Source organism: Cupriavidus alkaliphilus, assembly GCF_900094595.1.
Lineage (GTDB): Bacteria > Pseudomonadota > Gammaproteobacteria > Burkholderiales > Burkholderiaceae > Cupriavidus > Cupriavidus alkaliphilus.
The window spans coordinates 323,155-346,741 of the sequence record NZ_FMAD01000004.1; the positions used below are offsets into that span (position 1 = coordinate 323,155).

The 23,587-nt window shown below is 69.9% G+C and carries 25 protein-coding genes; 17 read left to right on the forward strand and 8 right to left on the reverse strand.

Annotated features, from left to right (window positions below; all coding sequences use genetic code 11):
- Positions 1–31: 31 nt before the first annotated feature.
- Positions 32–871, forward strand: a complete 840-nt coding sequence (locus tag GA0116996_RS10830) for an SDR family NAD(P)-dependent oxidoreductase (protein ID WP_092310584.1) — start codon at positions 32–34, stop codon at positions 869–871.
- Between the two features lie 7 nt (positions 872–878).
- On the opposite strand, the gene GA0116996_RS10835 is transcribed toward GA0116996_RS10830, so the two are convergent.
- Positions 879–1,697, reverse strand: a complete 819-nt coding sequence (locus GA0116996_RS10835) for a BON domain-containing protein (RefSeq protein ID WP_092310587.1) — start codon at positions 1,695–1,697, stop codon at positions 879–881.
- Between the two features lie 185 nt (positions 1,698–1,882).
- Positions 1,883–2,086 carry a hypothetical protein gene (locus tag GA0116996_RS10840; protein ID WP_092310590.1) on the reverse strand — a complete coding sequence of 68 codons (204 nt, stop codon included), beginning with the start codon at positions 2,084–2,086 and terminating at the stop codon, positions 1,883–1,885.
- A gap of 307 nt (positions 2,087–2,393) precedes the next feature.
- On the opposite strand from GA0116996_RS10840, the gene flhC reads away from it, so the two are divergent.
- The 3 genes from flhC (at position 2,394) to GA0116996_RS10855 (ending at position 4,809) form a co-directional block, all read left to right on the forward strand.
- A complete protein-coding gene (gene flhC, locus GA0116996_RS10845) occupies positions 2,394–2,993 on the forward strand; it encodes a flagellar transcriptional regulator FlhC (RefSeq protein WP_092310592.1) in 600 nt (199 codons plus the stop codon).
- A 112-nt stretch (positions 2,994–3,105) separates the two neighbouring features.
- Positions 3,106–3,486 carry a hypothetical protein gene (locus GA0116996_RS10850; protein ID WP_092310595.1) on the forward strand — a complete coding sequence of 127 codons (381 nt, stop codon included), beginning with the start codon at positions 3,106–3,108 and terminating at the stop codon, positions 3,484–3,486.
- Between the two features lie 444 nt (positions 3,487–3,930).
- Positions 3,931–4,809 carry a lipid A biosynthesis lauroyl acyltransferase gene (locus GA0116996_RS10855; protein WP_092310598.1) on the forward strand — a complete coding sequence of 293 codons (879 nt, stop codon included), beginning with the start codon at positions 3,931–3,933 and terminating at the stop codon, positions 4,807–4,809.
- 7 nt (positions 4,810–4,816) lie between these two features.
- Here the strand turns inward: GA0116996_RS10855 and GA0116996_RS10860 are convergent, their stop codons facing one another.
- Complete coding sequence (locus GA0116996_RS10860) at positions 4,817–5,653, reverse strand: IclR family transcriptional regulator (protein ID WP_092310601.1); 837 nt, start codon at positions 5,651–5,653, stop codon at positions 4,817–4,819.
- Positions 5,654–5,761: 108 nt separating this feature from the next.
- On the opposite strand from GA0116996_RS10860, the gene GA0116996_RS10865 reads away from it, so the two are divergent.
- The 4 genes from GA0116996_RS10865 to GA0116996_RS10880 all read left to right on the forward strand — a co-directional run bounded on the left by GA0116996_RS10865 (position 5,762) and on the right by GA0116996_RS10880 (position 9,983).
- Entirely contained in the window at positions 5,762–6,532 is a 771-nt protein-coding gene (locus tag GA0116996_RS10865) for an enoyl-CoA hydratase/isomerase family protein (protein WP_092310604.1), read from the forward strand.
- A gap of 11 nt (positions 6,533–6,543) precedes the next feature.
- On the forward strand, positions 6,544–7,737 hold the full coding sequence (locus tag GA0116996_RS10870) for a CaiB/BaiF CoA transferase family protein (RefSeq protein WP_092310607.1): 1,194 nt from the start codon (positions 6,544–6,546) through the stop codon (positions 7,735–7,737).
- Positions 7,738–7,755: 18 nt separating this feature from the next.
- On the forward strand, positions 7,756–8,922 hold the full coding sequence (locus GA0116996_RS10875) for an acyl-CoA dehydrogenase family protein (protein ID WP_092310610.1): 1,167 nt from the start codon (positions 7,756–7,758) through the stop codon (positions 8,920–8,922).
- A 62-nt stretch (positions 8,923–8,984) separates the two neighbouring features.
- Complete coding sequence (locus GA0116996_RS10880) at positions 8,985–9,983, forward strand: Bug family tripartite tricarboxylate transporter substrate binding protein (protein WP_092310613.1); 999 nt, start codon at positions 8,985–8,987, stop codon at positions 9,981–9,983.
- A gap of 10 nt (positions 9,984–9,993) precedes the next feature.
- Here the strand turns inward: GA0116996_RS10880 and GA0116996_RS10885 are convergent, their stop codons facing one another.
- Positions 9,994–10,887 carry a LysR family transcriptional regulator gene (locus GA0116996_RS10885; RefSeq protein WP_092310616.1) on the reverse strand — a complete coding sequence of 298 codons (894 nt, stop codon included), beginning with the start codon at positions 10,885–10,887 and terminating at the stop codon, positions 9,994–9,996.
- A gap of 133 nt (positions 10,888–11,020) precedes the next feature.
- Between GA0116996_RS10885 and GA0116996_RS10890 the strand changes: the two genes are divergently transcribed.
- The 4 genes from GA0116996_RS10890 to GA0116996_RS10905 all read left to right on the forward strand — a co-directional run bounded on the left by GA0116996_RS10890 (position 11,021) and on the right by GA0116996_RS10905 (position 16,028).
- Positions 11,021–12,574, forward strand: coding sequence for an AMP-binding protein (locus GA0116996_RS10890; RefSeq protein ID WP_092310619.1), 1,554 nt, complete (start codon positions 11,021–11,023; stop codon positions 12,572–12,574).
- A 27-nt stretch (positions 12,575–12,601) separates the two neighbouring features.
- Positions 12,602–13,783 carry an acyl-CoA dehydrogenase family protein gene (locus GA0116996_RS10895; RefSeq protein WP_092310622.1) on the forward strand — a complete coding sequence of 394 codons (1,182 nt, stop codon included), beginning with the start codon at positions 12,602–12,604 and terminating at the stop codon, positions 13,781–13,783.
- Between the two features lie 76 nt (positions 13,784–13,859).
- On the forward strand, positions 13,860–14,852 hold the full coding sequence (locus GA0116996_RS10900; protein WP_092310625.1) for a tripartite tricarboxylate transporter substrate binding protein: 993 nt from the start codon (positions 13,860–13,862) through the stop codon (positions 14,850–14,852).
- 81 nt (positions 14,853–14,933) lie between these two features.
- Positions 14,934–16,028 (forward strand): CaiB/BaiF CoA transferase family protein, encoded by a 1,095-nt coding sequence (locus tag GA0116996_RS10905; RefSeq protein ID WP_092310628.1) that lies wholly within the window; start codon positions 14,934–14,936, stop codon positions 16,026–16,028.
- Between the two features lie 311 nt (positions 16,029–16,339).
- Here the strand turns inward: GA0116996_RS10905 and GA0116996_RS10910 are convergent, their stop codons facing one another.
- Positions 16,340–16,582, reverse strand: coding sequence for a hypothetical protein (locus GA0116996_RS10910; RefSeq protein ID WP_010812795.1), 243 nt, complete (start codon positions 16,580–16,582; stop codon positions 16,340–16,342).
- Between the two features lie 190 nt (positions 16,583–16,772).
- On the opposite strand from GA0116996_RS10910, the gene GA0116996_RS10915 reads away from it, so the two are divergent.
- From GA0116996_RS10915 to GA0116996_RS10925, 3 genes are read left to right on the forward strand one after another with little or no spacing between them, the layout of a single operon-like run.
- On the forward strand, positions 16,773–17,723 hold the full coding sequence (locus GA0116996_RS10915) for an alpha/beta hydrolase (RefSeq protein ID WP_092310631.1): 951 nt from the start codon (positions 16,773–16,775) through the stop codon (positions 17,721–17,723).
- 44 nt (positions 17,724–17,767) lie between these two features.
- Positions 17,768–19,876, forward strand: a complete 2,109-nt coding sequence (locus tag GA0116996_RS10920) for a penicillin-binding protein 1A (protein ID WP_092310633.1) — start codon at positions 17,768–17,770, stop codon at positions 19,874–19,876.
- A gap of 34 nt (positions 19,877–19,910) precedes the next feature.
- Positions 19,911–21,164: an arsenic transporter gene (locus tag GA0116996_RS10925; RefSeq protein ID WP_092310636.1), complete on the forward strand. Its 1,254-nt coding sequence runs from the start codon at positions 19,911–19,913 to the stop codon at positions 21,162–21,164.
- A gap of 10 nt (positions 21,165–21,174) precedes the next feature.
- On the opposite strand, the gene GA0116996_RS10930 is transcribed toward GA0116996_RS10925, so the two are convergent.
- On the reverse strand, positions 21,175–21,366 hold the full coding sequence (locus tag GA0116996_RS10930) for an arsenite efflux pump ArsB (protein ID WP_092310639.1): 192 nt from the start codon (positions 21,364–21,366) through the stop codon (positions 21,175–21,177).
- Positions 21,367–21,662: 296 nt separating this feature from the next.
- Between GA0116996_RS10930 and folE the strand changes: the two genes are divergently transcribed.
- Together folE and GA0116996_RS10940 are read left to right on the forward strand one after the other, a co-directional pair.
- Positions 21,663–22,433: a GTP cyclohydrolase I gene (gene folE, locus GA0116996_RS10935; RefSeq protein ID WP_092310642.1), complete on the forward strand. Its 771-nt coding sequence runs from the start codon at positions 21,663–21,665 to the stop codon at positions 22,431–22,433.
- 52 nt (positions 22,434–22,485) lie between these two features.
- On the forward strand, positions 22,486–22,929 hold the full coding sequence (locus tag GA0116996_RS10940; RefSeq protein ID WP_018008408.1) for a BLUF domain-containing protein: 444 nt from the start codon (positions 22,486–22,488) through the stop codon (positions 22,927–22,929).
- Between the two features lie 17 nt (positions 22,930–22,946).
- Here the strand turns inward: GA0116996_RS10940 and GA0116996_RS10945 are convergent, their stop codons facing one another.
- Both GA0116996_RS10945 and GA0116996_RS10950 read right to left on the reverse strand, forming a co-directional pair.
- Positions 22,947–23,207, reverse strand: a complete 261-nt coding sequence (locus tag GA0116996_RS10945) for a hypothetical protein (protein WP_092310645.1) — start codon at positions 23,205–23,207, stop codon at positions 22,947–22,949.
- Between the two features lie 145 nt (positions 23,208–23,352).
- Positions 23,353–23,517 (reverse strand): FmdB family zinc ribbon protein, encoded by a 165-nt coding sequence (locus GA0116996_RS10950; protein WP_018008406.1) that lies wholly within the window; start codon positions 23,515–23,517, stop codon positions 23,353–23,355.
- Positions 23,518–23,587: the final 70 nt, after the last annotated feature.

Below are 23,587 nucleotides of genomic sequence, written 5' to 3' on the forward strand. Positions count from 1 at the left end.
AAAAACTCGCCACAAACCCCGAGGAGATTCGGTGCCTGACACTTCGCTTCGCCGTACCGGCCTGCTAGCCGTCGTCACCGGAGCGTCCTCCGGTATCGGCTACGAGCTGGCGCGCTGCTGCGTGCGGCGCGGCTATGACCTGGTGATTGCCGCGGACGAACCGCAGATCGAAATCGCCGGCAGGCAACTGCGCGACGAAGGCGCCGAAGTGACGGCGCTGCTGGCGGACCTGTCCACGCCCGACGGCGTCGAACAGGTATGCGCCGCGCTCGGCAGCCGCCGCGTCGACGTGCTGTGCGCCAATGCCGGCCGCGGGCTGGGCCATGCCTTCCTGGACCAGGACTTCGCAGCCATCCAGCGCGTGGTGGAGACCAACGTGACCGGCACCCTGCACCTGCTGCACCGGGTGGGGCAGATCATGCGCGCCCAGCACGAGGGGCGCATCCTGATCACGGGATCGATCGCCGGCTTCGTTCGCGGCACCTGCCAGGCCGTGTACAACGCGACCAAGGCCTTCCTGGATTCTTTCTCCTACGCGCTGCGGCATGAGCTGCAGCACACCGGCGTGTCCGTCACCTGCCTGATGCCGGGGGCCACCGAAACCGATTTCTTCGAACGCGCGGACCTGCTCGATACCCGCCTCGGCCAGCAGAAAAAGGCCGATCCCGCCGAGGTGGCGCGGATCGGCTTCGATGCCATGATGCGCGGCGAGGGCGAGGTGGTGCCGGGCTGGCAGAACAAGCTGCGCGCCGCCATCGCCATGGTGACGCCCGCCGACGTGCTGGCCGAGCAGCATCGCCGCATGGCCGAGGCGCAGGACGCATCGGGGAGCGCCCCGGCAGCGCCGGCGGACAAGCCGCCGGCGCCGTAACTCCGCATCAGCCCATGCGCGTGGTGCCGCCGGTGCTGTCGCGTCCCTGGCCGGGACCACCGCTGCCGGTTTCCATGCCGCCCCCATAGCTGCTGGCGCTGGAGCCGGTGGCACTGCCTGAACTGCTGACGCCGCTGATGTGTCCCTGGCCGGAGCCGCCGGACTGCGCTCCCGACTGCCCGCCAGACTGCGCCCCTTCGGTGATCCCCGATACGCCGAACGCGCCCGGCGCGCCCAGGCGCACCGCGTTATGGATTTCCTGCACGCCGAAGACATCGTCGACGATGTCCTCGATGCAGTATTTCTGGCGCCGGTCGCGCACGTTGCCGGTCAGGCGCACCACGCCGCCCTGCACTTCGACTTCCACGTCGCGCACATCGACATGGCGCGCGTGCGCGAGCCGTTCGCAGATGTCCTCGCGGATGCGCTCGTCGCTGCGCTGATAGCCCTTGGGGCCGACGCGGTCGCGCCCGCGTGGCATGTCGCGCGACGCATTGCCGCGGCTGTCGCCCCATTCGTCGCGCACTTCGCTGCCGCGGCGCCAGGCTTCATCCTCTTCCCACGGCGGGCGCCGGGCGGAGGTTTCCCAGACCCGCTGCGCCGGGCTGGAGCGGCCGCCGTAGTAGCCGGACTCGCGCACGTCGCTGTCGTGCCGCTGGCGGCCTTCATAGCGGCCTTCGCCGTAGTCGCGCGCGGGGCCGCCGCGCTGGCCATAGCGCCCCTCGCCGTAGCCGCGCGGGTTGTCGCCGCGATTGCGGCGCGATTCATCGGCGTCGCGGTCCTCGCGCCACCAGGAGCCGCCGCCTTCATTTCGGAATGGATGCATCGCTGTCTCCAAGGGTTGAGCTTCCGGCGCGGCCCGGCGGGCCGCGCAGCCAGTCACCGGGGCGCAAGTTCCATACCATTGGCGGGCATGGAGGGCGGCACGCATGCCGCGCGCCCCGCACCAAAGCAAAGGCGGGCGCCACCGATAAAGGGCGCCCGCCGTTGTCACGCAACCGGGTTGCCGCGTCAGGCGGCCAGGGAAGTGAGGCCGTGCGGGGCATCGTCCTCTTCTTCATGCACGATCAACACGACACCGCGCCGCTTGGCCGCGGCCATGCCGATGTTGACGGCGACGTCGCGGTCGTCGCATTGGACCAGGCCCTTGCGCGCGCTTTCGACCGTCAGTTCCCAGCCCTGCGCGGTCTGCCTGATCAGGAAGTTTGCAGCCATGGGTTGCTCCCTGTCGTTGGTGTTCTTGCAGCGTAGCCCATGGGTAGAACCGTTAAATCGGCGTCTGTCCGATAGCGTGTGGGCGCTTCTCCTACAGTCGTCCTGGATGGCGTGCCGGACACCGACAAATTGCGCCAACAACAGACCGGGCAAATTTGATGCCGTCGATCGTGGAATTGCGATTGTTGACAAGAATCACGGATATAAGCCGGCTGCGATCGAAGAATCGTCCTCCATCACGCAAAGCCGGACCCGGGACGCATGCGGACAGCGCCGCACCGTGACCCGCCCCGGGCAGGAGGAGACCATGGACCCACACCCTCACGCCGCCGTTGGCGACCCCGCTGCGGCAGCTTCCCGCCCTTTACCTGCCCCCGCCCGCAAGAGCGTGCTGCACGACCTGGAACAAACCCGGCTCGCGATCGAGATGATCGGCCTGGGCGCGCGCCTGCAGGTGCTGGAGGCGGAGGTGTCGCTGCCGCGCGAGCGGCTGGCCCGCCTATACAAGGAGCTTTGCGGGGCGCCTCCGCCCAAGGGAATGCTGCCGTTCTCGACCGACTGGTTCCTGGGCTGGCGCCCCAACGCCCATGCCTCGATGCTGCTCGGCGCGTACTGCTTCATGATCCGTGCCGGCCACCTGGACGGCATCCGAGCCACGCTGGCCGGCTTTCGCATGTATCGCGAACACCTGAGCGTCACCGGCGAGGCCGCGCAGCTCAGCTTTACCCGCGCCTGGATGCTGGTCCGCTTCTATGAGCGCGGCATGCTGCGGCTGGCGCGCTGCCAGGGTTGCCGCGGCGAGTTCGTGGTGGGCGCCCACGATGCGCGCCAGCGCTATACCTGCGGCCTGTGCCTGCCGCCGGCACGCGCGGGCAAGTGTCGCAAACCCCGGGCCGCCGGCGCATGAACGCCGGTGCCGCAGCGGCTCCATTGTCTGCTGCCGCACAGTCCGGCCATCCGCACCCTTCCATGATGGATGCACCCGACCACCCCGCCCCCGGCGCATCCGGAGCCTCGCCATGTTCAAGATCCCCATGCTCGGCAAGATGCTGGGCACCCCCGCGCCCGAGGCCAGCGGCAAGGCCCGCGCCGAGCCACCACCCGCCCCGCCCGGCACCGGCGCGCCGCGCAAGGGCATGCCGGAACAGCTTGCGCAGAACCTCAAGACCCAGGGCGACGCCATGATCCAGTACGGCGCCCGGCTGCTGGTGATGCGCGAGATGCTGTGCGCCATGGCCGTGGCGCTGCCGCCCGATGCGCGCGCCAGCGCCCAGCGGCAGTTCCGGCAGCGCATCGACCAGTTGCTGTCGCTGACCGACGACCACGTGCTGCCGGCCGAATTCCACACGGCGCTGCTGGCCGAGGTCAATTACTACCTCGGCGAGCTGAAACAACGCTGACGGCACCGCGCCCTGCGCGTTGCCTCGGGCGGTTTTTGCTGCCAGGCCGCGCCGTGCCCTCACCAGCCCCTCGCTATCCTGCGCCATGGGGTTGCGCAACCGGCATCTGTTGCCGGTTTGATACCGGTCGTAACTGCCGTTCCTGGCCCCCTGCCATCGTGCTACAGTGCGCCCTCAGCACAAAGCTGCGCAGCGACGCATAGCGCACTCCAGCGGCCCGCAACAGGCTGCCGCACGGGATGGCGCGCCAGCGTGGCTTCCCCGCTTTGTCGCCCCGACGCGCACACGGTGCGCACCAGGCGCCGGCATGTGCCGGGAGCCGGCCCTTGCTCTTCGCGCCTTCCCCGCGCCCGCCGCCCGCCACCCGCGTGGCGCCGAACCATTGCCGCGCAGCCGCCTGCTCCCGGGGCCGCCCCGGACGTCGCTGCCGCCCCCAGGATCTTCATGACGCACCAGCTCCAGGCTGCGCTCACCATCGCAGCCTTCAAGCTCTTTGCCGCCTTGCCATACGGCGTGACCGCCCGGCTGGGCGACGCCCTCGGCAAGCTGCTGTACCGCATCCCCAGCCGCCGCCGGCGCATCGTCCATACCAACCTGGCGCTGTGCTTCCCGGACATGGATCCGGCCGAGCGCGAGCGGCTGGCGCGCAACCACTTCGGCCATGTGCTGCGCAGCTACCTGGAGCGCGGCGTGCAGTGGTTCGGCAACGCCGAGCGGCTGGGCAAGCTGGTCGAACTGGATTCGCGCATCGACCTGGCCTCGTGCGCCGAGCATCCGACCATCTTCATGGGCTTTCATTTCGTCGGCATCGAGGCCGGCTGCATGTTCTATTCGATGCGCCACCCGGTGGCATCGCTGTACACGCGCATGTCGAGCCCGCTGCTGGAGCAGATCTCGCGCACCCAGCGCGGGCGCTTCGGCGCCGAGATGATCCCGCGCAACGGCAGCGGCAAGCAGGTAGTGCGCACGCTGCGCGCCGGCTGCCCGGTGATGCTGGCGGCGGACATGGACTTCGGCATCAACGATTCGGTGTTCGTGCCGTTCTTCGGCGTGCCGGCGTGCACGCTGACCTCGGCCTCGCGCCTGGCCAGCATGACCGGCGCGCGCGTGGTGCCGTTCACCACTGAAGTGCTGCCCGACTATCGCGGCTACCGGCTGCGCGTGTTCGACCCGCTGGAGGGCTTTCCCTCTGGCAGCGTCGAAGAGGACTCGCGCCGCATGAACGCCTTCCTCGAAACCCAGATCGCCACCATGCCGGAGCAGTATTACTGGATCCACCGGCGCTTCAAGAACCGCCCGGAAGGCATGCCGTCGGTGTACTGACGCGGCTCTAGCCGGCGGCGCGCCGCCAGGCTTGCTGGATCTCGGCCACCAGCCGCGTCAGCTGCGCGGCATAGCGCGCGTGGTCGCGACGGCGCTCGGCGTCGTTGAACGGGTAGCTGATGTTGAGCCCGTACAGCTGCTGGTCCGGGCCTGAAAAAGCCGCGCCCACGGCCAGCAGATGCCCCGGCTGGTAGGCCGCGGTGCAATGGCCGTGCCGCTGAGCCTGCGCGATGCCGCGCAGCACGCGCGCGCGCATGCCGGACCAGGCCTCCCCCTGGCGGGCGGCGATGCCGGCCAGCAGGTCCCTGCGCACCTCCTCGGGCTGCGCCGCCAGCCATGACAGGCCGATCGCCGTCAGCTCCATCGGCACGCGCGATCCCGGCACCACGCGCCGCGTGCGCGACACGCTGTCGCGGCTGTGCCGGATCGATGCCAGGTACACCATCTCCAGCTGGTCCCCCACCGCCAGCCCCACGTTGACCTTGCCGGCCTCGGCTACCCTGCGCATCAGCGGCAGCGCTATCTCCGGCGCGCGGCTGGACTGGTGGAAGGCATCCGCCAGGCTCAGCACCACCGGCGCCAGCCGGTAGGCGCGCTCGTTGACGTCGTAGCGCAGGAAGCCGGCATCGACCAGCGAGCGCGTCAGCCGGCTCACGGTCGGGCGCGGCAGGCCGGTGCGCGCGGCCAGTTCCGCGTTGGTCAGGCTGGTGGTGCCGACGCGGAAGGCGCGCAGCAGCACCAGCCCGCGCTCCAGCGACTGGCTGCCCGCGGTCTCGCGGGTAAAGCGGCCGGTCCGATGGGTCACGCTGCGCGTGGAGTCGGGCGGCGGGATGGCGTCAGGCATCGCACTCAATTTCAGTAAGTGAAATTCGAGTATAGCGGCGCGGCGGCACCGCGCGAATACTGTGGACACGCGGCCCCGAGCCGGCCGCCCCCACAGGAGCAACCCCGCATGTCAACCGATGCCGACATCCATGTCACCCGCGACGGCCACGTGGCCCGCGTGGTGCTGTCCCGCCCGCCGCACAACTTTGTCGACGCCGAGGTGATGCGGCGCCTGGCCGATACCCTGCTGGCGCTCGACGACGACCACCATTGCCGCGCCATCGTGCTGGCCTCGGGCGTCGGCGCGTTCTGCGCCGGTGCCGACTTCAGCGGCGCCGGCCAGGGCGAAGTCGCCAGCGACCCCGCCGCCTTCTACGTGCATGCGATGAAGCTGTACCGCAACCGCAAGCCCATCGTCGCCGCGGTGGCAGGCGCCGCCATCGGCGCGGGGCTCGGCCTGGCGCTGGTGGCCGATTTCCGCGTGACCTGCGCCGAGGCCCGCTTCAGCGCCAACTTCAACCGGCTCGGCTTCCACCCCGGCTTCGGCCTGAGCCTGACGCTGCCGCAACTGGTGGGCCAGCAGCAGGCAGCGCTGCTGTTCTACACCGGCCGGCGCATCAGCGGGACCGAGGCAGCCGGCATCGGCCTGGCCGACGAGCTGGTCGCCAGGGACGAGGTCGAGGCCCGTGCCATGGCGCTGGCGCAGGAGATCGCTGCCTCGGCGCCGCTGGCGGTGGAAACCACGCGCGCCACGCTGCGCGACGGGCTGGCGGACCGCATTGCCGAGGTCAACCGGCGCGAACTCGCGATCCAGCGCGACCAGTTCCGCAGCGAGGATTTCCGCGAGGGCGTCGCCGCCATGGCCGCGCGCCGCGCCCCCGTGTTCCGGCGCCGTTGAAGGAGGCATCGATGAGCGAAGCAGACAAGCGCGCGGCGCCGGCCGGCCCGCTCGATGGCATCCGCGTGCTCGACCTGACCGCGGTCGTGCTCGGCCCGCTGGCAACGCAGGTGCTGGCCGACTTCGGCGCCGACGTGATCAAGGTCGAAGGCCCGGAGGGCGACCTGATGCGCGCCAATGGCGTGTCGCAGCATGCCGGCATGAGCTCGATCTACCTGGCGCTGAACCGCAACAAGCGCTCGGTCGTGCTCGACCTGAAGACCGCCGAGGGCGCGGCGGCGCTGCGCGGCCTGATTGCCGGCGCCGACGTGCTGGTGCACAACATGCGCGTCGCCGCGATCGAGCGGCTGGGCTTCGGCTATGCCGAGGTGGCGCGCATCAACCCGCGCATCGTCTACTGCATGGCCACCGGCTTCGGCCAGGACGGCCCGCACCGCGACAAGCCGGCCTTCGACGACATCATCCAGGCCGGCTGCGGCCTGGTCGCGCTGGGCTCCGCCGGCGGCGAGCGTCCGCAATACGTGCCCAGCCTGCTCGCCGACAAGACCACCGGACTGGCGCTGGCCAACGCCGTGCTGGCCGCGCTGCTGTACCGCGAGCGCCACGGCGTGGGCCAGATGGTGGAGGTGCCGATGCTGGAAACCATGACCGCCTTCGTGATGACCGAGCATCTGGGCGGCCTGACCTTCGACCCGCCACCGGCCGGCGCCGGGTACGCCCGCCTGCTGCAAGGCGGGCGGCGCCCCGCGCCGACCCGCGACGGCTGGATCTGCGCGCTGCCCTACACCGAGCGCCACTGGCAGGCCTTCTTCCGCGCGGTGGGCCGCGACGACCTGGCCGAGCGCTATGACGTGGCCGACCGCGCGCAGCGCAACGCCAACATCCGTGCGCTGTACGGCCATCTGGCGGAACTCACGCCGGCGCGCACTACGGTCGAATGGATGCAGCTGTTCGAGTCGCTCGACATTCCCGCCACGCCCATCTACGGCCTCGATGCGCTGGTCGACCACCCGCACCTGCGCGCGGTCGGCCTGTTCCAGCAAACGCAGCACCCCACCGAAGGCACCGTGCGCGAACTGCGCCCGGCCGCGCGCTTCTCGGCCACGCCGCTGTCGCTGCGCCGCCATGCGCCGGCGCTGGGCGAGCACACCGAGGAGGTCCTGCGCGAACTGCCCCGCGCGCCGGATCCGCGCCAATCCCGATAAACAGCCGAGAACACCCCCATGCATTTTGAACTTGACGAAGAACACCGGATGCTCAAGGACCTGGTCGCGCGTTTCGTACGCGAGCAGCTGGTCCCGCTGGAACCGACGGTGCTGGCGCGCGAAGCCGCCGGCGGCCAGATGGCGCTGCTGCCCGAGGAGCATGCGCGCCTTGACGCCATGTCGCGGGAGCTGGGCCTGTGGGGACTGGATGCCCCGGCGGAAATGGGCGGCTCCGACCTGCCCACGGTGGCGATGGTGGGCGTCAACGAAGAACTCGGCAAGACCATCACGCCCTATGACCTGCCGCCGGATTCGCCCAACCTGCGCATGCTGATGCTGACCGCGAGCGAGGCCCAGCGCGAGCGCTACCTGGCGCCGTATGCGCGCGGAGAGACGGTCTCGGCCATCGCCATCTCCGAGCCCGGCGCCGGCGGCGATCCCGCCATGATGGCCACGCGCGCCGAGCGCGACGGCGACCACTGGGTGCTGAACGGGCGCAAGATCTGGATCAGCCGCGCGGCGCGCGCCGACTGGACCATCGTCATGGCCGTGACCGACAAGGCCCGCGGCGCGCGCGGCGGCATCTCGGCCTTTATCGTCGAGCGCGGCACGCCGGGGCTGCGGGTCGAGCGGCGCATCCCGATGATCGGCGGCGCGTCGACCTATGAAGTGGTGCTGGAAGACTGCCGCATCCCCGCCACGCAGCTGCTCGGCGCCGAGGGACAAGGCTTTGCGCCGATGCAGGCGCGGCTGTCGACGCGGCGCGTGCAGATGGCCGCCTGGTGCATCGGGCGGGCCCAGCGCGCGCTGGACATGATCTGCGAGTACGCCCCGCAGCGCCAGACCTTTGGCGCGCCGCTGGCGCAGCGCCAGGCAATCCAGTGGTGGGTGGCCGACGCCGCCACGCGCATCCACGCCTGCCGCCTGATGACCTACGAAGCCGCCACCCGCATCGACGCCGGGCAAGAAGCCCGCACGCAGGTGTCGATGATCAAGGTGTTTGCCACCGAAATGGCCTGGGACGTGATCGACCAGGCCATGCAGACCTTCGGCGCGATGGGCATGACCAAGGAGCTGCCGCTGCAGCAGATGGCCAACGAGACCCGGCTGATGCGCATCTACGAAGGCCCCAGCGAAGTGCACCGCTGGGTCATTGCGCGCGACCTGCTCGGCCTGCGCCGTTAGGCCCGCATCGATCCCTTGCACCGGCGGAAACACGCCGGGCATTCCACCGTCAGGAGACCACCATGCAACAGGCTTTCCGTCCCCGTCGCCGCTTCCTCGGACTCTTTCCGGCCGCACTGGCGCTGCTGGGCGCCGCCGCGCCGGCGGCGCATGCCGCCGAGGCCGACGCCTTTCCGTCGCGGCCGCTGCGCTTCATCGTGCCCTTCCCTTCGGGCAGCGGTACTGACACCACCGCGCGCATGTTCGCCAAGAAGATCGGCGAGCTGACTGGCCAGGGCGTGGCGGTGGAAAACAAGCCCGGCGGCAACGGCTTTATCGGGGTGCAGACCGCGCTGAACGCGCCAGCCGACGGCTACACCGTCTTTATCGGCAGCAATTCCACGCTGTCGACCAATGCCGCCACCTTCCGCAAGCTGCCGTACAACCCGTTGACGGACTTCGCGCCGATCACGCTGCTGTCGCGCGGGCCGTGCGTGATCATCGTGCCGGCCGGCTCGCCCTACCGCACGCTGTCCGAGCTGCTGGACGACGCGCGCAAGCGTCCCGGCGCGCTGAACTACGGCACCGGCTCGATCTCGTACACACTGTATTCGGAATGGCTCAACGAACTGGCCCGCATCAAGACCACGGCGGTACCGTACAAGGGCGCCGGCGATGCCATCAATGGCGTGATGGCGGCCAATGTCGATTTCGCGGTGGTCGACGCCACCGGCGCGATCGAGCTGGCCCGCGGCGGCAAGGTGCGCGCGCTGGCCTACACCGCGCCGCAGCGCTCGCCGCTGCTGCCGGACGTGCCGTCCATCGTCGAAGCCGGCCTGCCGGACTTCCTGGCCTACAACTGGGTTGCGGCGGCGGTATCGGCCAAGACGCCGCCGGCGGTGGTGAAGCGGTTGCAGGACCTGTTCACGCAGGCCGGCAATGCCGCGGACGTGCGCGAGTACTACTCGCGCCAGTCGACCCGGCTGATCCTGTCGTCGCCGGCCGAGATGCGGCAGTACCAGAAGGACGAGATCCAGCGCTGGAAGCGGCTCGCGGCAGTGGCGAAGATCCCGCTGCAGTAAGCGCGCCCCGCTAGCCGCTATGCTCGCGCAGCAGCACCGTCAGGCGCTGCGCCAGCGGCGACAGGTAGGCGCCTTCGCGCGTGACCACGCCGATGCGCCGGCGCAGGTCCAGCTCTTCCACGCCCAGCGGCAGCACGCGCAGGCCGCGCTGCATGGCGTCGCCGCTGGCATTGGCGATGCTCAGCATCTGCGTGCCCTGCATCAGCGCGAACAGCGAGCTGCTGCCGAAGTCGATCTCGATGCGTGGCTGCGGCTCCGGCAGGCCGCGCTGGCGGAACGCCGCATCGACCTGCTGGCGCAGCGTGATATGCCGTTCCGGCAGCAGCCATTCCTGGTCGGCAAGGTCGGCCAGGCGCAGCTTGCGCCGCCGCAGCAGCGCGTGGCCCTGGTCAGCCACCACCACCAGCCGGTCGTCGAACAGCGGCTGCACGGCGAAGGTGTCCGCCAGAGCGCCGGACGGGGTGGGCGCCACCGCCATGTCCAGTTCCCCGGCCGCCAGCAGGTCCAGCAGGTCGCGCGCAAGCCGGCGGCGCAGCCGCAGCCGCGCCACCGGGCGCTCGCGCACCAGCTGCTGGCAAGCGCCGAGCACCACATCGCCCGGGATCGACGGTGAATAGCCCACGCGCAGGATGCCCTGCTCGCCGGTGCGGATGCCCAGCATCTCCTTGATGCCGTCCTGGTACTCCAGCTGGATGCGCCGCGCGCGCTCGAGGAAGCGGGTGCCGGCGTAGGTGGCGGCCATGCCGTTGGCGGTGCGCTCGAACAGCGGCAGCCCCGCCTGCGTCTCGACCCGTTGCACCGCCTTGGTCAGCGCCGGCTGGCTGATCCCCAGCGCCTCGGCGGCGCGGCCGATGCCGCCGTGCGCCGCCACGGCGAGGATGTATTCGATATCGCGCGTCTCCATTGCCTCACATTCCCGACGGTTATGGCTTTATAGCCATCGCGTCATTGTGGTGATGCCTGCCATCTTACAGACTACAGCGCACGAGCACACCACCGAGCGTGCAGCAACATCACTCAGCCTACACGGAGACAGCATGGGTTTCGCGTATTTCCTGCGCCGCGCCGCGCGTTACTGGGGCGACCAGCCCGCCATCCTCTACCAGGACCAGGTCGTGACCTATCGCCAGCTCGACGAACGCTCGACGCGGCTGGCCAATGCGCTGCTGGCGCTGGGCCTGCGTCCCGGCGACCGCGTCGCGGTGCAGTCGCGCAACCGGCCCGAGCTGGTCGAACTGGAATGCGCGCTGTACAAGGCCGGCCTGGTCAAGGCCGCGCTCAACCCGCGCTTTACCGCGGCCGAGGCCAGCGACGTGGTCGAGAACTGCACCCCGCGCGTGCTGATCGCGGGCCCTGGCTATACCGGCTATGACCGCACCACGACGGGCTTCGGCAGCATCGAGACCTTTATCGCCATCGGCGCGGCGCCCGCCGGCTACGTCGAATACGAGGCGCTGCTGGCCAACGCCGGCACCACGCCGCCCGACATCACCCCGGCCGCCGACGATCTGGCGGTGCTGCACTTTTCATCGGGCTCCACCGGCAAGATCAAGGCGGCCATGCAGAGCTACGGCAACCGCCTGGCGGCGCTGCGCAAGGTGGTGTCGGGCATGGACCGCCCCGCCCGCCCCGGCGACCGGCTGGCGCTGATCGGCCCGGTCACGCACGCCTCCGGCATGCTGATGCAGCCTTACCTGTACGTCGGCGCGACGCTGGTGCTGTTCGAGAAATTCGAGCCGGCGCACTTCCTGGCCGAGGTGGCGCGGCTGCGCATCACGCACGTGTTCATGGTGCCGGCCATGATCAACATGCTGCTGGCCGAGCCCACGCTGGCGCAGGCCGACCTGTCGAGCCTGAAGACGCTGGCCTACGGCGCCGCGCCGATGGCGCCGGCACGCATCCGCGAGGCCTGGGGGCGCATCGGCCCGATCCTGTCGCAGGGCTATGGCGCGAGCGAATCGACCTCGGGCGTCACGCGGCTGTCCACCCATGACCATGCCGAGGCCATCGCCCGCCATCCGGAACGCCTGGCCTCGTGCGGCCGCGCGCTCGGCGAGACCGAAGTGCGCGTGGTCGACGAGCACGGCAAGGAAGTGGCCGTGGGCGAGATCGGCGAACTGGTGATCCGTGGCGAAGACGTGTTCCACGGCTACTGGAACGCGCCCGAGCTGACGCGCGAGACCCTGGTCGACGGCTGGCTGCACACCGGCGACATGGCGCGCGTGGACGAGGCCGGCTACCTGTACCTGGTCGACCGCAAGAAGGACATGATCATCTCCGGCGGCTTCAACGTCTACCCGACCGAGGTCGAGGCCACGCTGTACCAGCATCCCGACGTGCTCGAGGCCTGCGTCATCAGCGTGCCGGACGACACCTGGGGCGAAAGCGTCAAGGCCGTGGTCACGCTGCGCCCCGGGCGCGAGGCCACCGCGCAGCAGCTGATCGCGCACTGCCGCGAGCGCATTGCCGACTACAAGTCGCCGCGCTCGGTGGACTTTGTCGCCGAGCTGCCCAAGAACGCCAGCGGCAAGCTGGCCCGCAAGATCGTGCGCGAACGCTACTGGCAAGGCGTCGGACGCCGCGTCAACTGAACCCGGAACCGCACCGAGGAAACCGCCATGTTCGATCACCTGACCAACCCCGTCCTGCTGGAAACCCGCGCCGGCATCCGCCGCTTTATCGACGAAGAGCTGCGCCCGCTCGAACAGGAACTCGGCCTGGGTTCCGAGGACCCGTGGCCGCGCGAGACCCTGCGCCAGGTCTGGCGGCGCTCCAGCGAGCTGGGCTTCTACGCCGCCTGCCTGCCCACCGCGCTCGGCGGCAAGGGCCTGAACATCCAGGAGCAATGCGCGCTCAAGGCCGACCTGGCCGCGAGCGGCTCGACGCTGGCCGCGCACGTGCTGGGCGACCTGGGCGGCCCGCCGCGCGTGGGCAACATGCTGAAATACGCCACGCCCGGGCAGCTCGAGCGGTATTTCAAGCCGGTGATCCGCGGCGAGAAATCGACCTGCTTCGCGCTGACGGAAACGCATTCCGGCTCCGATGCGCAAAGCATCAAGACCTCGGCCGTGGCCGACGGCGACGAGCTGGTCATCAACGGCGGCAAGCACTACATCAGCGGCGCGCCGTTTGCCGACTTCGCCATCGTCATGTGCGTGACCGACGCCACCGCCACGCCGCCGGCCATCACCGCGGTGCTGGTCGACCTGGATCTGCCGGGCGTGACCGTGACCAACGAGTACGTGCCGATGTCGGGCCAGCATATCGATGGCGATATCCGCTTCGACAACGTGCGCGTGCCGCGCGCCAATATCTTCGGCGGCGAGGGCAACGGCTTCAGGCTGGGCATGTCGCGCATCAACGTGAACCGCCTGCTGCACTGCCCCAGCATGCTGGGGCTGGCCATGCGGGCCTATCAATCGTCGGTGGAATATGCCGGCCAGCGCCGCCAGTTCGGCGGCCCGATCGCGCGCTTCCAGGCGATCCAGCACATGCTGGCCGACATGGCCGCGGCGCTGTGGGCCAGCGAAAGCATGATCGCGCACACCGCCGCGCTCGCGGACGCCGGCGCCGACCTGCGCATGAAGGCCGCGGCGTGCAAGCTCTTTGTCTCGGAGCGCTGCTTCGAGGTGGCGGACAAGGCCGTGCAGATCCACGGCAATGTCGGCGTCACGCGCGGCCATCCGGTCGAGCAGACCTTCCGCAAGCTGCGCATGTTCCGCATCTTTACCGGCACCAGCGAGATCCAGCGCAACACCATCGCGCGGGCTATTCTGGAACCGCAGCAGCAGCAAGGCTGACCGTGCCGGCGGCACGGTCGCCGCCGGCATCGGGCCCCGCCCACAGCACAATACGACAAGACCACGGAGACCAAGCATGAACCGCCGAAACTGGCTTGCCACCGCCGGCGCCGCCGCGCTGGGCAGCCTGCTGCTGCCGGCCCGCGCCGCCAGCGCCTCATCCCCCTACCCCAGCCGCCCGATCCGCCTGATCGTGCCGTTTATCGCCGGCAGCACGCCGGACAACATTGCGCGCACGCTGTCGGCAGAGTTGGGCAAGAAGCTTGGCCAGCCGCTGGTGGTCGAGAACATGCCCGGCGCCGGCGGCATCATCGGCGCGGGCGCGCTGCGCCGTGCCGCGCCCGATGGCTACACGCTGGGCATCCTGGCCAACTCGCACGTCATCAACGTGCACATGTACCGCAAGATGCCGTACGACCCGACCCAGGACTTCACGCCGATCACGGCGTTGTCGGGCGGGCCGTCGGCGCTGGTGGTGCCAACCTCCTCGCCCTACAAGAGCGCGGCCGAGCTGGTCGCGGCGATGAAGAAGGAGCCGGGCAAGTTCAACTACGGCTCCGGCGGCAAGGGCAGCATCGCCCATCTGGCCGTGGAAACCATGCTGCACCAGACCGGGTGCGACGCGGTGCATATTCCCTACAAGGGCGCGCCGGAAATCATCACCTCGATGGTGACCGGGCAGACCCAGTTCGGCATGCCGGTGCTGGGCACCGCAACGCAGTACGTGCGCAACAACCAGGTCAGGGTGCTGGCCGTCACCGCCGCCGCCCGCTCCCCGTACTTCCCCGACGTGCCGACCATGGCCGAAGCGCTGCCGCCCGGCTTTGTCATCGACAACTGGAGCGGCCTGTTTGCGCCGGCCAACTTCCCGCCCGAGCTGGCGCAGAAGCTGCACGCCGCGGTGCGCGCGCTGCAGACCGCCGGCGTGTTCGACGCACAGATCAAGGCCAATGCCGGCGAGCTGCGCCGCAGCGCGTCGCCGGCGCAATTCGGCACCATGGTCGCCAGCGACAACGCGCGCTATGGCGACCTGATGAAGTCGATCGGCATGACCGGCGACCTGGGCTGATACAACTGCCCCGCCCCTTGCGCCGCACGCCATCCCGCGCGTGCGGCGCCTGTGTTTCCTCCCTTCTGCCAGAGGCTCCGCATGAAGCCAGCATGGTCTTGCCTGAAGGACGTCACCATCATCGACGTCAGCCAGTTGCTGCCCGGCCCGCACGCCTGCAGCCTGCTGCGCCAGCTTGGCGCTGAGGTGATCAAGGTCGAGCAGCCCGGCAGCGGCGACACCGCGCGCCAACTGGGCGCGCATGTGTATGCGCAGTTCAACCGCGGCAAGCGCTCGGTGGCGCTGGACCTGAAATCGGACGCCGGCCGCGCGGCCTTCCTGGACCTGGTACGCGATGCCGACGCCGTGGTCGAAGGCTTCCGCCCCGGCGTGATGGCGCGCCTGGGCTTGGGCTATGACGCGCTGGCGGCGGTCAATCCGGCCATCGTGCTGTGTTCCGTCTCCGGCTTCGGCCAGACCGGGCCGTATGCCAGCCACGCCGGGCATGACCTGAACTACCTGGCGCTGGCCGGGTACTGGGCCACGCCGGTGCAGGTGCACGACGTGGTCTCGCGCCCGCGCGTGCGGGTGTCGGACTACGCAGCGTCGGGCTACGCCGCGTTATCGCTGGCCGTCGCGATCATGAGCGCGCGGCAGAACGGACAGGGGCAGCATCTCGATGTGTCGATCCACGATGCGGTGCTGTCGTGGACCGCCCATGGTGCCTGGACGGCGCGCGCGCACGAGGATTCACCCCGGGCCTCATCCACCGTGATGCCGGAGAACGACCTGTTCGAAACCCGCGACCGGCGGCACCTGGCGATGGGCATCCTGGAAAACAAGTTCTGGGACAACCTGTGCGCGGCGCTGGGCGACGCGTTCCCGGCCCTGCGCGATCCGCGCTTCGCCACGCGCGCCGGGCGCGGTGCGCACAAGGTGGAGGTCAATGACCTGCTGGCGGCGGTGTTTCGCACGCGGGACCTGGCGGAATGGGAGGACTTCTTTGCGCCGCTCGATATTCCGTTCTCGCCGGTGCTGGGGGCTGGCGAGTTGTTCGAGGATGCGCATGTGCGGGCGCGGGAGGTGGTGCGGCGGGTCGAGGGTGGAATTGCGGTGAGTTTTCCGGTGAAGTTTTCGTTGGGGTTGCCGGCGGGGGACGATTTTGTGGCGGGGGTTGGGGAACACAATGCGGACTGATGCCCGCGCGGCCTGTCCTTTCCCGCGCTGGAACCTGCAAACCTCGCATTCCGTCCGTTGGGCGGCCGCTCCGGAGCCATGATCAAGCGCTACGACGATGGCACGCTCACCGGCCAGCCATCGCCAACATGCTTTGATCCGCTGCGGCGGATATGGAACCGCTGAAGCTCGAACGAGCGAGGGGCCCGGCCACCGCAATCTTCGATCGCGTTGCCTTATCCGGCGACCAAGCGCCGGGATTCTTCTCCGCGGAGCCGCCGCGTACTACGTAGCGCCTGGAAGCAAAGTGCGGTCAGAAAAGGCCCGGCGGCTCAGCGTTTCTCGTCGAGCAGGTCGTTCAGGATCTCGTCGAAGGTCGCCTGCGCGTCCTCCAGCGCCTGCAGTGCCGCGTCGAAGGTCTGCAGCGCCAGTTTCGACGGCTTGCCGCTGCCCTGCGGCGGATAGTGGGCCTGCAGCGCCGTGAAGGCGACCTGCACCTGCCGCGTGGCCGCAACCACGCGTTCCATCGCCTGCGCCTCTTCGGCGCGGTATTGCTCGTGTTTCTGTTCGCTCATGCCGGTTGGCTCCCTGAAGGCGCGTCGTCTCGGTGGGGTGCGCGCGCCCGAATGAGGCATATCGTACAAGAACTGCGCCGGCCGGCTTGCGCCGCGGCCACGCCGCCGGCAAAAATAAGGTAGGCTGCGCGGCTGGGCGGCAAGGCCGGCGCATACGCGCCACGCCTGGCCGCGGCCACTGACGAATGCCATGCCATTGACCACCCGCCGCGCGCTGGCGGCCGCGCTGATGACCGCCAGCGGCTTTGCCTGCTACTGGACCTACCTGACGCTGAACCAGGACCGGCTGCTGTTCGACGCGCGCCGGCGCCCCCCGCGCGACCTGCCCGACGGCATCATCGGCTATTCGCACCTGATCCCCGGCGGCGTGGTGCGGGGCTACATCTACCACGCGCCCGGCGACACCGTGCGCGACCTGCTGTTCTACCTGCCGGGCCGCGGCGAAGATGTGCTGGAAACGCTGCAATACGCGCGCTGGCTGCCTGCCGGCATGGGCTTCGCCACCTACGATTACCGCGGACTGGGCCACTCCGACGGGCGCCCGTCCGAGGGCGCGGCGGTGGCCGACGCCAGCCAGTTCCTGTTGCATGTGCGGCGCGTGTTCCCCGACGCCCGCGTGCACGTGGTGGGGCGCAGCCTGGGCACCGGCGTGGCGATCCAGCTGGCGGACCTGCAGGATTTCGAGAGCCTGCAGCTGATCACCCCCTACGATTCGCTGCTCGAGCTGGTGCGCAAGCGCTTTCCGCTGGTGCCGCTGCGCCAGCTGATGCGCCACCACTTCGACTCGATCTCGCATTGCAAAAAGGTCGTACAGAGCACCAAGGTGCTGTTGGCCGCCACTGACGAAGTGGTGCCGCATGCCTGCTCGGAACGGCTGATGGCAGCGTGGCCCGGCCCGGTGGCGCTGCAGACCGTGCCGGATACCGATCACTTCACCATCATCGAACGCGAGGAGACCTGGCTCGCGCTGTGCGAATTCGCGCGCCAGCACAGCCAGGCGCGCCTGCGCGTCGCCGCGGTCCAGCCGGAGCCAGCGCCGGCACAGCCAGTGCCGCGGCCGGCACCGCCGAGTGCGCCCGCGCCGCAGCCGGTCGACCATGACGAGCTGGGCAATCCGCTGCCGCTGGCGGCCAGCCGCTGAGCCGGCCGGAGGTCCGGCCGGTGGCAGCGGGTAAAATGCGGCCCATGAAAAAGTTCGCAGTCAAGGCAGGCGGCGCCGCACTGGCGCTGGCTGCCGCCGGTGCCTTGCTGGCCGGTTTTGCCGCGGTGGTCAGCCTGCGGCAGCTTCCCCCCGTCGATGCGCTGCGCGACTACCGGCCCGATGTGCCGCTGCGCATCTACACCAGCGACAACGTCCAGATCGGCGAGTTCGGCAGCGAGCACCGCGAGTTCATTCCCTTCGAGCAGATCCCGCGACACATGGTGCAGGCGCTGCTCGCGGCCGAGGACGACCAGTTCTACGAGCACCAGGGCATCGACATCCCCGGCGTGTTGCGCGCCGCGCTGGCCAACCTCGGCCAGGGCTACGCCCAGGGCGCTTCCACCATCACCATGCAGGTGGCGCGCGCCTTCTACCTGTCGCGCGAGAAGACGCTGGCGCGCAAATGGTACGAGATGCTGCTGGCCTGGCGCATCGACCATGCGCTGCCCAAGGACCGCATCCTCGAGCTGTACATGAACCAGGTCTACCTGGGCGAGCATGCCTATGGCTTCGGCAGCGCCGCGCACGCCTACTTCGGCAAGCCGCTGGCGTCGCTGTCGCTGGCCGAGACCGCGATGCTGGCTGGCCTGCCGAAGGCGCCTTCGGCGGTGAACCCGGTGGTCAATTTCGCGCGCGCCAAGCGGCGCCAGGAGTATGTGCTGGGGCGCATGCTGGCGCTGGGCATGATCAGCCAGGACGATTACCGCGAAGCCCGCGCCGCGCGCCTGGTCGTCAGCGACGACAGCCCCGGCAGCTTTGCCGGCCATGCGGAGTACGTGGCCGAGCTGGCGCGCCAGCTCGCGCGCGAGCGCTTTGGCGACGAGGCCTACACGCGCGGCCTGAACGTCTACACCACGGTGTCGTCGGTGCGCCAGACCCTGGCCTACGATGCCGTGCACGGCGGGCTGGAGCGCTACGCGCGCCGCCACCGCAAGTTCGTCAAGGACCTGTCGCAAGGGCCGCAGGCCGCGCTGGTGTCGCTCGACACCAGCACCGGCGCGATCGAGGCCATGGTCGGCGGCGCCGATTTCGCCGCCAGCCGCTTCAACCATGCCACCCAGGCGCTGCGCCAGCCGGGCTCGACCTTCAAACCCTTCGTCTATGCCGCGGCGCTGGAGCGTGGTGTGTCGCCCGGCACGCTGATCAACGACGCGCCGCTGCCGACGGGTTCGCGCTGGCAGCCGTCCAACGACGACGGGCGCTTTGTCGGCCCCATCAGCGTGCGCCAGGCGCTGGCCGAATCGCGCAACCTGCCCGCGATCCGCACGCTGCAGGCGATCGGCATCCCCTATGCGGTGGAATTCGCCAGCCGCTTCGGCTTCTCTCCCAGGCGGCTGCCGCGTTACCTGCCGCTGGCGCTGGGCACCGGCACCACCTCGCCGCTGCGCCTGGCCGCGGCCTATGGCGTATTCGCCAACGGCGGCCACCGCCTCGAGCCCTACCTGATCGAGCGCATCACCGACAGCGACGGCAACGTGCTGTTCAGCGCCGCGCAGGACGCGCAGGAACGCCCCGCGCCGCCGCCCGTGATCAGCAAGCGCAACGCCTTCGTGATGGACAGCCTGCTGCGCAGCGTGGTCGACACCGGCACCGGCACCGGCGTGCGCCGCTACCTGCGCCGCGACGACGTGGCCGGCAAGACCGGCACTACCAACGACTCGGTCGACGGCTGGTTCGCCGGCTATGGCGGCGGCGTGGTCACGGTGGCGTGGATGGGCTATGACGACAACCGCAGCCTGGGCGAGCATGAGTTCGGCGCCACCACCGCGCTGCCGGTGTGGGCCGCCTACATGGAAGGCCGCCTGGCCGGCGTGCCGGAGGCCGGCGTGCAGGCGCCCGCCGGCCTCGTGCAGGCGGGCGGCGACTGGATGTACGCGGAGAATGCCGACGGCAGCCAGGGCATCGCCGCGATCGGCTTCCCGCCGCCGGCTCCCGCCACGGCGCCGGCCAGCCAGCCGCTCGCGGATCCGGTCGCGAGCAACCCCGGCAGCCCCTCCCAGGCGTCCCCCGCGGTTCCGGCCGCGCCCACCCCCGTCACCAGCGCGGAGCCAGGCGCCGCCACGCCGGCAGCGCCAACCGCAAACCCGCTGTAGACTTGCGGCTTTCCCGATTTCCGTCCCGAACCCGATGTCCAGCCACAGCCCGCTGCTGATCTGGTCGGTCGCCGCGCTGACCACCGCTGGCGTCCTGTTCCGCCCCTTCCGCCTGCCCGAAGCCTTCTGGGCTGCCGGTGGCGCCCTGCTGCTGTGCGCCACCGGCCTGATGGCGCTGCCCGAGGCCTTCGCCGCGGTGCTGCGCGGCTACGACGTGTACCTGTTCCTGGCCGGCATGATGCTGATCGCGGAACTGGCCCGCAAGACCGGGCTGTTCGACCACGTTGCCGCGCTCGCCGTGCGCCAGGCGCGCGGCTCGGCGCCGCGGCTGTTTCTGCTGGTGTACGGCTTCGGCACGCTGGTAACGGCGTTCATGTCCAACGACGCCACCGCCGTGGTGCTGACGCCCGCCGTGCTGGCCGCGACCCGCGCCGCGCGCGTGCGCCAGCCGCTGCCCTACCTGTACGCCTGCGCCTTTATCGCCAACGCGGCCAGCTTCGTGCTGCCGATCTCCAACCCGGCCAACCTGGTGATCTTCGGCGAGCGCATGCCGCCGCTGGCCGGATGGCTGGCGAGCTTCGCGCTGCCGTCGCTGGCCGCGATCGTGGCCACGCTGGCGGCGCTGTGGTGGACCCAGCGCGCAGCGCTGGCCGAGCCCATTGCCGATGACGTGCCGGTGCCGCCGCTGTCGCGGCAGGCGTGGATGAGCGCGCTGGGCATCGTGCTGACCGGGCTGGGGCTGCTGGTGGCGTCGCTGCGCGGCAACGCGCTGGGCTTGCCCACCTGCGCCGCGGGCGTGGCCACGCTGCTGCTGGTTTGCGCCACCCGGCGCGAGCTGCTGTGGCCGACGCTGCGCGAGGTGTCGTGGGGCGTGCTGCCGATGGTGGCCGGGCTGTTCGTGCTGGTGGCGGCGCTGGAGCAGACCGCGGTGATCCGCCATCTTGCCGACGCAGTCGCGGCGGCCTCGCGCGACGGCGGCGCGCTGGCGCTGCTGGGCGTGGGCGCGGTGGTGGCACTGGCGGGCAACGTGGCCAACAACCTGCCGGCCGGTCTGATCGCGGCGTCTGCGCTCGACGCCGGACACGCGTCGCACGCAGTCAGCGGCGCGGTGCTGGTCGGCATCGACCTGGGCCCCAACCTGTCCGTCACCGGCTCGCTCGCCACACTGCTGTGGCTGACGGCGCTGCGCCGCGAAGGGCTGCAGGTCAGCGCCGGCCAGTTCCTGCGCGTGGGCGCCGTGGTGATGCCGGCGGCAATGCTGCCGGCACTGGCGCTGCTGTTGCTTTAGGCCGTCGGCCTCAACCGTTGGCGGGGACGTCCGCCGCCGGGCTGCGCGGCGCCGGCGACAATGGCCGGCGCAGTCCGCCCGCGCCGTGGCGCACGGCGCTGGCATGGTGTTCCGCGACACCGGTTTCCACCGGCGTGGCCGGTACCGGCACTGTCACCACATGGAGCAACATCAGGCTGCTGCACGGAAAGGCGATCGGCATGATGAGGTGGATCCCGACAAAGCGTCAGGCCGCGCTTGGCCGCGGCCGGGTGCCGGCAGCCTGCGACGGGCTGCCTGGTGTTGTGCAGACATTATGTGGGCTTGTCGGCGCCCTGCGTGGCGGGCTTGAGCGATGTCACGAACTCTTCATGGAAAGCGCATCGGTTGTGGCGTATCCGGCCCACCGCAACGTCCTTTCCCAGCCACTGCGCGGGTTGTGAGGCCACGGCATCTGCCATATAGTGAATCCGGCACACACCCGCTGCGCAGCCATTCACGCCATCACCACCCCCATCCATGAACAGCAAGGACGCAGCGCACCGCGCAAAGGACAGCAACGCCGGCGACACCGGCGGCCACACGGGCGGCGAACGGGCCGGCCATCCCGCCGGCAGCGTCTCGGCCCGCATCCGCGCGCGGCTGGAGGCCGCGCAGGGGCGCTTCCACGCCAACGACAATATCGCCCGCTATATCGAGCCCGGTGAAATGGAACAGCTGCAGGCCGAAGTCCAGGCCCGGCTGCAGGACGTGCTGCGGGCGCTGGTGATCGACGTCGACAACGACCACAACACGCAGGAAACCGCGCGCCGGGTGGCCAAGATGTATTTGAAGGAGATCTTTGCCGGCCGCTATGCCAAGGCCCCGCCGGTGACGGAATTCCCCAACGTCGGCCAGCTCAACGAGCTGATGATCGTGGGCCCGCTGCGCGTGCGCAGCGCCTGCTCGCACCACCTGTGCCCGATCATCGGCAAGCTGTGGATCGGGGTGATGCCGAACCAGCATTCCAACCTGATCGGCCTGTCCAAGTATGCGCGTCTGGCCGAATGGATCATGTGCCGTCCGCAGATCCAGGAAGAGGCGGTGGCGCAGGTGGCCGACCTGCTGCAGGAAAAGATGAGTCCCGACGGTCTCGCCATCGTGATGGAGGCCGAGCACTTCTGCATGCACTGGCGCGGCGTGCGCGACACCGACGCCAAGATGACCAACAGCGTGATGCGCGGCTCGTTTCTGAAGGACGACAGCCTGCGCCGCGAATTCCTCACGCTGCTGAACAATAACCGCGGCTAGCGGGCAGCGAGCCGGCCGCCACACGGAGCGCCATTACCGGAGCGCCACGACCATGCTAGTCCGCCTGCTCTATGCCAGCCGTGCCCGCCAGGCCATCGATGCCGCCCTGCTCGATGCCATCCTGGCCGCCAGCCTGGAACGCAATCCGCGCCACGGCATCACCGGCGTGCTGTGCCATGGCAACGGCATCTTCCTGCAGGCGCTGGAAGGCGACCGGCAGGAGGTCTCGCAGCTGTTCCAGTCGATCGCGCGCGATCCGCGCCACCACGACGTGACCCTGCTGCATTTCGAGGAAACCTGCACGCGCGACTTTGCCGGCTGGGCGATGGGGCAGGTCAATGCGGCGCGGCTCAATACCGCCACCCTGCTCAAGTTCTCCGCGCGCGCCGAGCTCGATCCCTACCGCACCGGCGGCGCGGCCTCGCTGGCGCTGCTCAAGGAGCTGATCGCCGGCGCGTCGGTGGTGTCGCGCACCGGCGAGCGCGGACGGCACTGAGCCGCGCCCGCGCACCGCTAGACCGTGACCGGCCCGTACAGGCCGCACTCCAGGTCGCTCTCGAACTCTTCCATCCAGGCGGTCCCGGCGCCGGCTTCATAGACGCTGGTCTTGTCGGTGCCGACCCGGCGTACGCTGACGCGCCGCGCGGCGTCGCCGTCGCCGTCGCCCTCGTCGGTAATGTCGAACATCTCCGCCGCCAGCCCGACATGCCTGCACGCGTCCACGACCTGCTGCTGCTCGTCGGCGGGAAATTCAGTGAACGGTCTCGTTGCCATGGCATCCTCCGTCAAGGTTGAGATCGCCGCTTGCGCGCAGCGCGAACGCGCGTGACACCGCAGGCGCCACGCATGAAGCGGCACGCGCTGCCGGCATCCGGCCGGCGGCGCGTCCGCACCCTCCTGGGATCTTGTTGTTCGCGACTCAGCTCTTGCGCTGGGTCACCGCCACGAACGGCGCCGGTGCGTGCTGCACGGACTGGCTGCCGCAATTCGGGCATGGTGGATGGGCAGAGGCATGTTCCGCGAGATGTTCGGTTTTTTCGAACACATGGCCGCACTTCTCGCAGCGGTATTGATAGACGGGCATGGCATTCCCCCACGCGGTGCACACGCCGCGGGGCGCGTGTCAGCTTCATTCTAGGACAGCGGTCCGCGCC